The 12,643-nt window shown below is 35.0% G+C and carries 12 protein-coding genes and 1 pseudogene; 12 read left to right on the top strand and 1 reads right to left on the bottom strand.

The window, feature by feature from the left end:
• Window positions 1–240 precede the first annotated feature (240 nt).
• The 9 genes and pseudogenes from ribE to ACIQ1H_RS09590 all read left to right on the top strand — a co-directional run bounded on the left by ribE (window position 241) and on the right by ACIQ1H_RS09590 (window position 8,123).
• On the top strand, window positions 241–879 hold the full coding sequence (ribE, locus tag ACIQ1H_RS09630) for a riboflavin synthase (protein ID WP_402888382.1): 639 nt from the start codon (window positions 241–243) through the stop codon (window positions 877–879).
• A 57-nt stretch (window positions 880–936) separates the two neighbouring features.
• Window positions 937–1,530 (top strand): annotated as a pseudogene (gene ribB / locus ACIQ1H_RS09625) (3,4-dihydroxy-2-butanone-4-phosphate synthase); the annotation flags it as partial.
• A gap of 51 nt (window positions 1,531–1,581) precedes the next feature.
• The gene (ribH, locus tag ACIQ1H_RS09620) at window positions 1,582–2,049 is read left to right on the top strand and encodes a 6,7-dimethyl-8-ribityllumazine synthase (RefSeq protein ID WP_173478521.1); all 468 of its coding nucleotides are present in this window, start codon (window positions 1,582–1,584) and stop codon (window positions 2,047–2,049) included.
• Window positions 2,050–2,178: 129 nt separating this feature from the next.
• On the top strand, window positions 2,179–3,633 hold the full coding sequence (locus ACIQ1H_RS09615) for a spore germination protein (RefSeq protein ID WP_402888585.1): 1,455 nt from the start codon (window positions 2,179–2,181) through the stop codon (window positions 3,631–3,633).
• Window positions 3,634–3,860: 227 nt separating this feature from the next.
• Window positions 3,861–4,088 carry a DUF1540 domain-containing protein gene (locus ACIQ1H_RS09610; protein ID WP_173478523.1) on the top strand — a complete coding sequence of 76 codons (228 nt, stop codon included), beginning with the start codon at window positions 3,861–3,863 and terminating at the stop codon, window positions 4,086–4,088.
• Between the two features lie 224 nt (window positions 4,089–4,312).
• Window positions 4,313–5,347: a C45 family autoproteolytic acyltransferase/hydrolase gene (locus ACIQ1H_RS09605; RefSeq protein WP_402888380.1), complete on the top strand. Its 1,035-nt coding sequence runs from the start codon at window positions 4,313–4,315 to the stop codon at window positions 5,345–5,347.
• A gap of 318 nt (window positions 5,348–5,665) precedes the next feature.
• Complete coding sequence (locus ACIQ1H_RS09600) at window positions 5,666–6,973, top strand: Spo0B domain-containing protein (RefSeq protein ID WP_402888378.1); 1,308 nt, start codon at window positions 5,666–5,668, stop codon at window positions 6,971–6,973.
• Window positions 6,974–7,168: 195 nt separating this feature from the next.
• The gene (locus tag ACIQ1H_RS09595) at window positions 7,169–7,720 is read left to right on the top strand and encodes a histidine phosphatase family protein (RefSeq protein WP_402888376.1); all 552 of its coding nucleotides are present in this window, start codon (window positions 7,169–7,171) and stop codon (window positions 7,718–7,720) included.
• Window positions 7,721–7,856: 136 nt separating this feature from the next.
• On the top strand, window positions 7,857–8,123 hold the full coding sequence (locus ACIQ1H_RS09590) for a cold-shock protein (RefSeq protein WP_402888374.1): 267 nt from the start codon (window positions 7,857–7,859) through the stop codon (window positions 8,121–8,123).
• Window positions 8,124–8,216: 93 nt separating this feature from the next.
• On the opposite strand, the gene ACIQ1H_RS09585 is transcribed toward ACIQ1H_RS09590, so the two are convergent.
• The gene (locus ACIQ1H_RS09585; protein ID WP_402888372.1) at window positions 8,217–9,050 is read right to left on the bottom strand and encodes a MurR/RpiR family transcriptional regulator; all 834 of its coding nucleotides are present in this window, start codon (window positions 9,048–9,050) and stop codon (window positions 8,217–8,219) included.
• A gap of 168 nt (window positions 9,051–9,218) precedes the next feature.
• Between ACIQ1H_RS09585 and ACIQ1H_RS09580 the strand changes: the two genes are divergently transcribed.
• From ACIQ1H_RS09580 to ACIQ1H_RS09570, 3 genes are read left to right on the top strand one after another with little or no spacing between them, the layout of a single operon-like run.
• A complete protein-coding gene (locus tag ACIQ1H_RS09580; protein WP_402888370.1) occupies window positions 9,219–10,091 on the top strand; it encodes a DUF8171 family membrane protein in 873 nt (290 codons plus the stop codon).
• Window positions 10,084–11,820 (top strand): ABC transporter ATP-binding protein, encoded by a 1,737-nt coding sequence (locus tag ACIQ1H_RS09575; RefSeq protein ID WP_402888368.1) that lies wholly within the window; start codon window positions 10,084–10,086, stop codon window positions 11,818–11,820. Before ACIQ1H_RS09580 ends, ACIQ1H_RS09575 begins: the two co-directional genes overlap by 8 nt.
• Window positions 11,807–12,625 carry an energy-coupling factor transporter transmembrane component T family protein gene (locus ACIQ1H_RS09570; RefSeq protein WP_402888366.1) on the top strand — a complete coding sequence of 273 codons (819 nt, stop codon included), beginning with the start codon at window positions 11,807–11,809 and terminating at the stop codon, window positions 12,623–12,625. The genes ACIQ1H_RS09575 and ACIQ1H_RS09570 overlap by 14 nt, the downstream gene beginning before the upstream one ends.
• Window positions 12,626–12,643: the final 18 nt, after the last annotated feature.

Genomic DNA, 12,643 nt, shown 5'->3' with positions numbered 1-12,643 from the left:
AGTAATTCAAAGTCCGTGAGCGCAAGCTGATTTGGTGCAAATCCAAAACCGACAGTTATAGTCTGGATGGGAGAAGAACAATGAGATGGTAGCCTGTGGAAAAATATCATATCCACTAGGTTTATTTCGTGACGTCTTATTTATTAGAACTCCCAAACCCCTTTGTTAATAAGGGGTTTTTTGTTTAGCTCGTTTAGGCAATTACAGGTCGAAATATAAAATTAGAAAGTTGGTGGAAAAATGTTTACAGGTATTATTGAGGATATTGGTACAGTAAAAACCTTGCAAAACGATAGGCAAAGTATGAAAATAACTGTTACTTCGCCAAAGATAGTATCTGACGTAAAGCTAGGAGATAGTATAGCTGTCAATGGCGTATGTTTGACAGTCACACAATATAATGAGCAGGAATTAACAATGGACGTAATGCCTGAAACGGTGAAAGCGACAAATTTGCAGCAACTGGTTGTTGGGAATGCAGTAAATTTAGAGCGAGCGATGCCTGCAAACGGGCGTTTTGGCGGTCATTTTGTTTCAGGTCATGTTGACGGTGTGGGGAAAATTTTACGCAAACGTCCAATGGCCAATGCAGTCTACATCGATATAGCACTGTCAGAACAATTAACGAGCTATTGTATTCCTAAAGGTTCAATCACAATTGATGGAACAAGCTTAACGCTCTTCTATGTGGATAAAAACAGTGTTACCGTATCTCTTATTCCGCACACATACGAGGAAACAGTTCTAGGAATAAAAAATGTTGGGGCATTAGTCAATATAGAAACCGATTTAGTTGGCAAATACATTATGCATCAGCTCCAGCGTGGTCAGCAAACATCGGCCATTACGAAAGATTACTTAGCAAAGCATGGCTTTTAGCTTGTTTAGAAAGTATAGAACGGACAATAAATGGAAGTTTATTAGGAGGTGGCAATTTTGCTACATTCAATTGAAGAAGCAATTGCAGATTTAAAACAAGGCAAAATGATTGTTGTCGTGGACGATGAAGACCGTGAAAATGAAGGTGATTTACTTGCCCTTGCAGAGTTCATGACACCAGAAACGATAAACTTTATGGCTACATATGGAAGAGGGCTTATTTGTACGCCGATTTCACAGCAGCTTGCACAACAATTAGCATTGCCTCCAATGGTCGGAAATAATACAGACAATCATCAAACGGCATTTACCGTAAGTATTGATTATAAAGATACAAAAACAGGTATTAGCGCCTATGAACGTGCTTTGACGATTCAGAAAATGCTATCGCCACAAGCACAAGCGACTGATTTTCGTAGACCTGGTCATGTATTTCCCCTGATAGCAAAGGAAAATGGTGTGTTAGAACGCAGAGGACATACTGAGGCTACAATCGATTTAGCGAAGCTTTGCAAAAGCATACAAGCGGGCGTAATTTGTGAAATTATGGGGGATGATGGTGAAATGTTACGCTACGATGATTTAGTTAAATATGCAAAAAAACACCAATTAATAATGATATCGATTGATGCATTAGCAGCATATCGCCGTCAACAAATCCAAGGAAAAAATTCACTTATAGTGTAAAGAGGAGAATCCATTATGGGAAAAACATTTGAAGCACAATTGATTGGCAATGATTTAAAAATAGCGGTAGTAGTTGGTCGATTCAATGAATTTATTACAAGTAAATTATTAAGTGGCGCATTAGATGGCTTAAAGCGTCACGGTGTAGACGAAGAGTTAATTGATGTTGCGTGGGTACCAGGTGCATTTGAAATTCCATTTATCGCAAAACAATTAGCTGAAACAAAAAAATATGATGCCATTATTGGTTTAGGTACAGTTATTCGTGGCTCTACAACACATTATGATTATGTTTGTAACGAATCAGCAAAAGGCATAGCAAATGTGTCTCTTGCCACAAACGTACCAGTTATTTTTGGCGTTGTTACAACCGAAAATATTGAACAGGCAGTGGAACGAGCTGGAACAAAGTCAGGGAATAAAGGCTATGATGCAGCAATATCAGCTATTGAAATGGCGAACTTACAGAAACTAATTAGTTAAAATGATTGAAATACCGATGTATTAAAATTTCCATGAAAGATCACGTGTATATTGCATAATTTATTGGGCATTGGGAAATATATGTTTATGGAATTTTAGTATGAAACTAGTGAGTGGGAGATGAGGAATATTCAATCATTGAAACAAGAATTCGAATTAAAAACGTTAAAAGAACTATTTAAACTCTCTGCTGACGTAAAATTTCAATCCTATTCCTTTCACCAACATAACGTACATTTTATTACATGTGATGCGATGTTCGATCCGTTTTTATTGAATAAGGTTATTATAGATCGAGTTGAAGCTTTTTTCGAGGATGCCTCACCAACATCACTAGAAGATCAGCTAAAACATAAATTACACATTCCTAATTTCCAAAAAATATCAAATACAGATGAAGCTATTCGTCGTGTGTTTTCTGGGTATGCATTACTTTACTTTGAAGAGGAGAAAATTTTATTTTCAAGTAAAATTGCTAAAAAGCCGAATCGAGTGCCTTCAGAAACAGCAGAAGAAGTAATTATAAAAGGGCCGAGAGACAATTTTATAGAAGATGTATTTATTAATATTGCTTTAATTCGTAAGCGACTACCAACTAAATCATTTTGTGTGGAGACGATGGAAATTGGCAAGCGGTCTCAAACAACAGTCGCTGTTCTTTATATGGACGACATTACAGATAAAACTATGGTGGATGAAATTAGAAAGCAATTACGTAAAGTTGATACAGATGTTGTGTTTAGTGGCGACATATTAATGGAGAGAGTAGAAAATACAGCGAAAATTTTGCCGCATCATGATTATACTGGTCGACCTGATTTTGCAATACAAGCATTAAGTAGAGGGCGTATTATTATTTTAGTTGATGGGGTATCCTATGCGATTATTACCCCAGCTAATATTTTTTTACTCTTTAAATCGGGGGAGGATAATGAATATCCTGTTTTTGTAAGCTCTCTTGAGCGCCTCCTGCGAATTGTAGGTATATTAATAAGTATACTTGCACCAGGTTTTTGGTTGGCTTTATCGACCTACCATCAGGAGCAATTGCCAATACTAGTTTTAGCAACCATTGTGCAATCAAGAACAGGACTGCCTTTCCCTACTTTATTGGAAATATTACTTATGTTATTTATGTTTGAAATATTCCGCGAGGCAAGTCTCCGTTTACCATCTCTATTGAGTGGAACCATGAGTGTTGTAGGCGGTTTAATAATTGGAGATGCAGCAATCAAGGCAGGTATTACCAGTCCATCAATGATTGTCGTAATTGCCATTTCCAGTATTTCGGCATATACACTAGTTAATCAATCGTTTGTAACTGCCATGAGTATTTTCCGCTTATTTGTTATTTTTATGGCTGCTTTTTTTGGCTTATTTGGTTTCTTCTTGGCCGTGTTCTTTATTCTTATGTATGTGGCAAATATACGTGTATTAAATGTTCCATACTTAAATGTTGCCGCCAATTTAAGTTGGCCTGATTTGAAAAAGTCATTAATACGTCTTGCTCCAAATGGAAATAGTAAAAGGCCAATATTTTTACAAACACAAGATAAAACTCGTTCATCATCGAGGAAAAATTAATGATAATTTTTTAGCACAACACAAAAGGCGCAAACTACGCTCATACGTAAGTTTTGCGTCTTTCTGAGCTTCATTCCCACTAGGTTTGATTTACACTAAACGATTAAATGAAGTTATTTTCGTGCTTTGCTTGTAAAAACGCTTGGATTGGACAAAATACTTAATGAAGAGTATGGATTAGATTCGTATCTATATTTTTCTAGACCAATCACAAGGGGTGGATAGTTATGCCGAATGTTCAAGTAAGCTGTGCTGTATCAAATTGTGTTTTCCATGCCAAAGGTAACTTTTGTGGTGCTGAAAAGATAGCAATCGATATGGATAAACGTATCGATAACAAACATGATGCAGAGTTTGCTTCTGATTTTGAGTTGTCGATGTCTAAAGAGGCGGCAAGTCAATCATCAGATACGTGTTGTAAAACATTCAAATCTAAAGCAAAAGAAAAGCTTTAGATGATGGGTATAGGTTGTTTAAATAATTGTAAATAGAGAATTAAAGGCAATATTTAAATAATTTATCTTTACCTTATAATTAATGAATTGGTCACTTTAAAAGTTGTCTTCTTAAGGAAGACAACTTTTTTTTATTTTTTCGATAGCGATGCCTCTTGACCTTCCAGTTACTTGAAGGATTACGATAATAGGAACATCCGATTGGAGTATAGGAGGTATGCAAATTGAAAAAATACGAAGAATTAAAAGTGCGTGTCGTTTCATTAATAGGTGATGCTTATGATGTCGGTCTCCAACAAAGTAAGGAAATACAAGGATCTGCTCATTTAGCGCAGGAGGAGCTACTGCTTGCTTTATCAGCTAATTGTAATGCACAAAGGGCTCAAGAGGAATTACAGGTTGTTTCGCCCAATCTTTTGCAGGAAATAAAAGGCTTAGCTACGGGGTTAGACATGCCATATGAATCCATTATCAAAATGTATAGTGGATATAATATGACATTTCCCGAAATGGGATGTACGTCGTTTGTGCATGATGAGTTTTATGTGAGAAATTATGATTTTAGCCCTTCTTTATATGATGCAAGACTCGTTTTTTCTAATCCATCAGAAGGGTATGCAAGCGTTGGATTTAGCCAGCAAATAATTGGTAGGCTTGATGGAATGAATGAAAAAGGGCTCGTTGTAGGACTTCACTTTGTAAATAATCAATGGGAAGGAGAGGGCTTTCTTGCCTCAACGATTGTTCGAATATTACTGGAGAAGTGTAAAAATATTGAGGAAGCTATTTCACAACTTAAAAAAATCCCACATCGCTATTGCTACAACTACTCCATGACAGATACAAGTGGGAAAATGGTTGTGGTAGAGGCTACCCCAACGGAGCAAATTGTTTGTGCAGAACATTTATTTTCTTGTACAAATCATTTTGAATCGCAAAAATTGAAAGAGAAAAATAAAGCATATATTGAAAATTCGATACAACGCAAGCGCCATATCAATCGCTTTATGGCGAATGCATGCCCAACTGCTTTATCTGCTTTTTATCATTTTAATGATGGAAATTCACCACTATTTTTTAAACAATATAAACGATATTTTGGTACATTACACACAGTCGTATACTCACCAAATCAACTTGAGGTCATTGTGGGGATTGGCGAAAATAGCGAACCACATACGTTTTCACTACATCAATTTATTAGGGGTAACCTTCTTCTTCCGACAACGATAAAAGGAAAAATACTTCTGGCTATCTAATTCGCCATGCTTAGTTTATAATTTAATAGAATAATAGGGGGAATGGCATAACTTTTGTTGGGCTATTCTCCCTTCGTTTTATTGCTATTTCGACTTTCGAAAGAAAAATTATTTTTTATAATATAATAATTTAAAATTGTATTAAAAAATAGACTTGAATAAAAGTTATATTTTTAAGGATTTTTTTAAAAACAATTATGAAAAAACGAAAATTACTATAGTATAATATTATTGCAGTTATCATATAATTATTTGTTACAGTAGTAAATTCATATATGTTAATTATTTAATACAGTAGATGAGGAAGTACCAGTTTGTATGAAAAAACGAAAAATTAAACTTATATTAGTATTAGCGACAGTATTATTATCACTGTTCACAAGCTTAAATGTAGTCACTTCTTATGTGAAGATGAAAAAAACTGTAGAAGAGTCCATTGCTAACCAAAGTTTGGAAGCGGCAATATCTATTGCATCATCAATCGATATCAAGCAGTATGAGCAATTTTTAAATAATCCTGTGGAAAGCAAAGATTATTGGGAATTAAGAAGCTACTTAAATGATGCAAGAGAAAAACTGGGTGCCTTATTTGTGTATACATTAGAAATTGATAATCCTAAAGTGTCTAAAGCGTTGATTGCTGGTGTGCCAGATCACTACACAGAAGGGTTTGAAATAGGACAAATTTGCACTGTGCCTGAAAAGCAAATTAAGCAAGCATATCAAGGATTAACGTATGTTACGAATGTAATTGAGGATCCTGATCATGGTGATTATCTTTCTGTAGGAGCTCCTATTAAGAATGAAAATGGACAAATTATTGGCTATCTCGGCATTGATATAGGTGCTGATAAAGTTAATGGCATTAAAGGTAAAGTTCTAGAAAATAATTTACTTATGTTTATTTATAATGGATTGTTTATTTTAATCGTTATTGCTTCTTTCTTCTTTTTACAAAGATGGTATCAAAAAGAAGTGACAAAAGAAGTAGGTGTAACTGAAGATACATATCAAGCTGAAATAAAAGCGTTAATTACCTCTGTATCTTCATTGCGACATGACTTTACTAACCATATACAAGTTTTACATGGGCTTCTGCAATTAGGGGAGCAAGAGCAAGCAAAACAATATTTGTCATCATTATCGAAAGATGTACAGGCCATTAAATCACTAAAATTAAATATCAATCATCCTGGGCTTTCGATCTTGTTGCAAACGAAAAAGCTTGCAGCCCAAAATCATAATATTGAGATGGAAATATCTGTTTCACAAAATGCTTTTAATAAGATTAAAACAACGGATCTAATTAAGTTACTATCGAATTTAATCGATAACGCCATTGATGCCACAACCGAATTGCCAGAGAATGAACGTAAAATGACCATTTGTTGTCACGCCGATGAATTGAAGTATGTTTTTGAAATTATTAATACAGGACCGTCAATATCTGAGCCAGCTCAAATATATAAACAAGGCTTTACAACAAAAAAAACTGAATTCGGTAAAATTAGAGGGCAAGGGTTATTTATCGTGAAAGAAGTTGTCAAAAAATATAATGGTAATATCTCTATACAATCGACATCAGAATTAGAAACAACAGCGACTGTAATTATTCCTTTAAAGTAAAATGAAGTAGTGCAGAACAATAAGTGCATATACTGCATGAATAGAGCCTCATAAACATCTGGTTTAGCTCCCTATATAAAGTAGGGGGCTTTTTGTTTTGGAGTAAATTTATAGATTACGAATATTCTCATGTAATGAACTATGTAAGTCATATATTAGCAGTAAATCTTTAACGTAGGATAGGAGGGAAAGAAGTTGGAACAGCCAATTCTTAATTTACTGAGAGCAGGAGGCTACAACTTATATGTGAGACATGGAGAAGCAACAGTTGGTAAAGACCAGCCATATTTTAATTTTCAATACTGTTATACGCAACGAAATTTATCAGACTACGGTCGGAGAGAAGCCGTTTACTTTGGACAAATGCTTCGTTATTGGCAAATCCCAATTAATTCGCCCATTATTGCAAGCCCAATGTGTAGAACAGTTGAGACAGCGCAGCTAGCATTTCCAGCAATGTATATTCAAATTAATCCTTTTTGGTTTGAAATTAATAAACTAGGCGGGAATATATCCTCTATAGAACAGCAGCAAATTTTGAAGAATAGCCAATCTCAACTAGAAAAAATACCGCCCCATGGCACAAATCAAGTTATTATAGCGCATAGCTTTCCAAGTGGGGTTGGACTAGGGAAAATTTCGAATATGGGAATGGTTATTGTAAAGCCTAAAGGTGAAGGGAACGGCTATGAAATTGTAAAACAGATCCCATTAGCCGATTTAGCGACTTTAGGAAATCCTCTTTAGGTAGTGAAAAATTTAAGTATTCAACATGAAAAGATTATATATAAGCCTGAATTTTTGGAAAGATTTTTACTTGCCCCTTGCTTTTTTGTAAAATGAAGGTAAATAAGTGAATTTAAAAATAGGTGGTTGATAAAATATGAAACGAGAGGGAATTGTTAAATGGTATAAAGAAGAAAAGGGGTATGGTCGTATAATGCTGAATGGTGAAGATGAAAATCATGTTTTTGTTCACTTTAGCTCGATTTTATCGAATAAAGAACAATTTCCAGACGGCTATAGATTTCTTAAACAAGGGCAAAAAGTGTCCTTTGATTTAATTGAAAAGTCCAATTCTAGTGATCAAAAGCAAGTTGCTGAAAATGTTGAAATCCTGTTTGATGAAAAGGGAATTAGTAATAAATAAAAAAGCGTTCATCCACAAACAGGATGAACGTTTTTTTCTGTAATGATTTTTCTAAAATGCCATTTAGTCAGTACTCGCATTTGAAACGTTCAGTTATCGTGGTAACAAATCTTTATATTCTTTCCTTATTGAATCCAACATTTCTAATTTCATCATGGATTGTTCAGCCGTTTCTTTACCGACAGCAATAATAATATTTTCAATAAGAAATGTTGGTGCCATCATAGAATGGAACTCCCAAAGTTCGCCGCGACTTGCAAATAGTAATAGATCCGCGAGCATATTGAAATCCGATACTATGCTATCCGTCATAACGATAGATTTCATATTAAGTTTTTTTGCATGTTCGAGTAAAACACGAGATTCGGGATGGAGCTTCACAAACCCAAACATGAATAATACGTCCCCATAGCAGAAATGCAACATAGATTCGTATATTTCGTGTCCGCTTTTTGGCAACACCTGAATATTGAATCCAAAGCGAGATAATCGATAATTTAATAAGTTTCCTAAACCTTCTGATGGGCCTGGGCTATAAATATAAATTGTTTTCGCCTTGACGATGGACTGTACCGCTTTCTGAAAATCTACAGCATTATATTGAGCTAGTGTGAGCTCTAAATGCTTTACACTCATTGTCATCATTTGCGCATGTATAGTTGTTGAACTAACTTGTTCCATAATATTACCTAACTTGTTTGCAGGTGAAATATCCATCGTTTCTTTATAGTGGTTTTTATAATCTTTAAAGTTTTTAAAGCCTATTTTACGCCAAAAACGTGAAACAGTAGCATTGCTTATTTGTAGTGACTTGGCAATTTCATCTTCCGTATACGTTAATACAGTCATACCCATTTTTGCAATAAAATCAGCGATTGTCTTTTCATTTGGTGTTAAATGTTGATTCTCAAAAAGTTTTTGCTCCATTTTACGCCTCCAATCTTTCTTCCATTTAAACATATTTTCTTTAAAATGAAAATTATTTTTCATAATAGAACGAATTGAAAAAATATTTACATAACCTTTGCAATGGCTCCATATTCCGTTAACAGTACTCCTATATATTGGGATTATTAATAGAAGGAGGTAGATAAAATGTCAATTCAACGCCCGTATCAATTAACGCAATCACAAAAAATGATGGTATTCGTGTTATCAATGTCACTTTACGGCTTATCAAACATGTTTACAGAATTAATTCCCTCACTACAATTAGGGTTTATTGAGTTATCTGTAGAATATTTTGCTTTTATTCCATTAACGTTGTGTATTTTGTTCCATCCTTTTTATGCTGCGATTGGAGCTTCACTTGGGGAAATCATATTTGGTGAATTAATGCTCGGACAATTTGGTGGTATTGGAGAAGTAGAAAAATTTATTACCTTTTCGTTAGGTATGTATATTGCAGGCATTTTAGTGCGTAATCCTTTAAACCGTAGACAAGTTACATTTGCCGTCATGGCGGGGCTTCTAGTCCATCACTTATTAGGTACGATTGTGGATATTGGGAAAGTGTGGGTTGGTGTAGATGAATTTGAGGCTGTTTCAGGTTTAGCAGAAAGTATCGTCATTATTGAAGGTGTCTCACTGTTAAATGACCTTTTATTCTCAGGGATTTTATTTGCGCTATTACCAACTTTATATTTGGTACCGCGCTTGTATGGCAAAATTGAACCATTGCTAGGGATGAAACCTCGTAACAAAAATATGACATATACAATAGGAGCCATTGTGACACCTAAATTAGTCGTTGTCTCCGTCATACTTGCTGTTACTGCTATAATTGCCGAATTTTTATCTGAAACAGAGTGGGCATTTGGTGAATGGGAACCTGACTTTTTAGCTACTTTCGGTAATTGGTTTATTTGGGTACCAATTGCTTTGTCCATATTTGTAACATTCTTTGTCGTTGCCATAATGCGTTCTAAATCAAAACGTAATACAAAGGAGCTTGAAAACCTTGGTTAAGCCTATTATTCAAGTTGAAGACGTGTCCTTCACATACCCTGGCGCTGAAGATAAAGTTTTAAATAACGCCAACCTCACTGTAAATGCAGGCGAATTTGTTGCAATTATTGGAGGGAATGGCTCAGGTAAAACGACATTATGTAAAACATTTAACGGACTTATTCCTAAATTTTATGTTGGTGATTTTGAAGGGAAAGTAACTGTCGGACATCGTGATACATCGCAATTTTCAGTTGCAGAGTTATCACAAGATATAGGGTATGTATACCAAGATTTTGAGAATCAAATTATGCGGCCAACTGTTTTAGATGATGCGTCATTCGTGCCGTTGAATTATGGCTTAGCGGATTATAAAGAAAGAGGACGATGGGCTCTAGATGTAACAGGGCTAACTGCTATCGCAAATGAATTTATTTGGGAATTGAGTGGGGGACAAAAGCATTTATTAGCGATTGCAGGTGTTCTCGCTATGAAACCTAAAATATTAATCGTCGATGAACCAGTTGCACAGTTAGATCCACAGCATGCCGAAGAAGTGTATCGAGTGCTGAAAAAATTAAATGAACAATTCGGGATGACGATTATTGTAATTGAGCATCATGCAGAACTGATAGCTGAATATTGTCAATCAGTTGTGTTAATGGATAAGGGCCGTATCTTATGGAAAGAGCCTGTAAAGATAGCTTTATCCAAAGTTGATGAATTAGTTAGTCATAACATATACCCACCACAAATTACACAAGCTGCGAGGTTGATGGCAGGCGAGGGAGGAATGGCTCCAGAGCTACCAATGACGTTAGAAGAAGGAATTGCACATTTTAATAAATTTTCGAAAATCACTAACACATCAAGAGCCAATAAATCTGACTTCCAATTAAAACAAGATAGGAAAGCAATCGTCAATATGGAACACGTCTCTTTGCAATTCCGCAATTTAAAAAAGCAGAAAAAACAAGTATTAAATAATATTAATACTACTTTTTTTGAGGGAGAGCGGATAGCGATTGTTGGCAATAATGGTGCTGGTAAATCTTCATTAATCAAGCTAATAGCAGGTATTGTGAAACCACAGAAAGGTCAAGTAACCGTTTTAAATACATCAACAACGAATGCGACTCCTGAAAGATTAGGAAAATATGTATCATATGTGTATCAAAATCCAGAGGAGATGTTTATTGAGGATTCAGTAAAAAGGGAGATTGAGCTTTTCTTAAAGGCTAGAAAAGTGAAAGATTACGAAGTCTTAGTTGAAACAATATTAAAAGATTTCGCACTTACTGATTTAAAGGAAAGGGATGCGAGGCTATTAAGTGGTGGTCAAAAAAGGAGAGTATCTTTGGCAATTGGTGCCGCTATGCAACCTAGTGTTATTTTACTAGATGAACCAACAGCCAATTTAGATATTGCCACGAAAAAGCATGTTGTTCATATGTTAGAAACATTAAAAGAACATGTTAAAACCGTTATTATTGCTACACATGATATGCAGTTAGTGTCAGAATGGGCGACGAGAATTATCGTAATGCATAACGGTGAAATTATTGCTGATGGGGATCGTCAAGATATTTTCCATAATCAATTGGTGTTACAAAAAGCGGGGCTAATGATGCCACAAATAGTAGAGCTGAGTATGAAACTGGGTTTACCTGAACCAGTTTATACGGTTGAAGACTTTTGCCAACAGTTCACCATTATAGGAAGTGAGAATAAAGCTTATGAATATATTTAATAGCATATCTGAAAAGCTTTCATTGGAATATGTAAAAGGAGAACTATTAAAAACAGCCTATGGTAGTGGTGACACTTATTTAGGTCGATTGGATCCAAGGACACTTGTTTTCTGGTATTTATTTTTCGCGATTGTACCATGGTTTATCCATAACGAAATGATATTAGTTTGCTTTTTATTGTTTATGGTAGGAATGACGATTTTAGCACGCGTAAGTCCACTTATATTAATCATTTTATTTGTCGGGTTAGTTAGTGAAATAGCTGTATTATTTATTATCTCTTTATTTTTTGGTGGAGATTTAGCATCAATCGAACCAATGTTTTGGCTGACAATTAAGCTTGCAGTTATATCATTAGCAAGCGTAGCTGTGTTCACGAGTTTAGATCCTGAAAAGTTTAGTGATGCATTAATACGTTTAGGGGTTCCTGTTCAAGTCTCGTTTAGTGTGTCTTATTGCTATCGCATTTTACCTACTTTAATGGAAGAATTTCATAAAGTGATCCTGTCGTATCGATTACGAGGCAAAGCACCTGAAAAAACGGGTTTTTTATATTGGCGCATGGGGGTCTACTATATGAAAATCTTAGTTTTATCATTTTATCCACTTATTTTAAATGGGGCAAAGCGTTCAAGAACCACTATTGAAGCACTAGAAACAAAAGGATTTAGTCATGCTACAAATAATACAGAAGTAAAAAAGCTGAAGACAGCTTACTTTACTTTCAAGCGCAATGATTACTTATTTATTGTTTTCTCAATTTTTTATATTGGGTGTAGTTTTACATTAGGAATTTACTATTAAACTAAAAAGGATGTGCAT

Source organism: Lysinibacillus sp. NPDC097279 (genome assembly GCF_044761745.1).
Taxonomy (GTDB): domain Bacteria; phylum Bacillota; class Bacilli; order Bacillales_A; family Planococcaceae; genus Lysinibacillus.
This window is presented reverse-complemented; position numbering and strand designations above follow the sequence as displayed.

What these genes read in the sequence shown, in the direction of transcription:
- ribE (WP_402888382.1), top strand. Translation starts at nt 241, where the DNA reads ATGTTTACAGGTATTATTGAGGATATTGGTACAGTAAAAACCTTGCAA.
- ribH (WP_173478521.1), top strand. Translation starts at nt 1,582, where the DNA reads ATGGGAAAAACATTTGAAGCACAATTGATTGGCAATGATTTAAAAATA.
- ACIQ1H_RS09610 (WP_173478523.1), top strand. Translation starts at nt 3,861, where the DNA reads ATGCCGAATGTTCAAGTAAGCTGTGCTGTATCAAATTGTGTTTTCCAT.
- ACIQ1H_RS09600 (WP_402888378.1), top strand. Translation starts at nt 5,666, where the DNA reads ATGAAAAAACGAAAAATTAAACTTATATTAGTATTAGCGACAGTATTA.
- ACIQ1H_RS09590 (WP_402888374.1), top strand. Translation starts at nt 7,857, where the DNA reads ATGAAACGAGAGGGAATTGTTAAATGGTATAAAGAAGAAAAGGGGTAT.
- ACIQ1H_RS09585 (WP_402888372.1), bottom strand. Translation starts at nt 9,050, where the DNA reads ATGGAGCAAAAACTTTTTGAGAATCAACATTTAACACCAAATGAAAAG.
- ACIQ1H_RS09580 (WP_402888370.1), top strand. Translation starts at nt 9,219, where the DNA reads ATGTCAATTCAACGCCCGTATCAATTAACGCAATCACAAAAAATGATG.
- ACIQ1H_RS09570 (WP_402888366.1), top strand. Translation starts at nt 11,807, where the DNA reads ATGAATATATTTAATAGCATATCTGAAAAGCTTTCATTGGAATATGTA.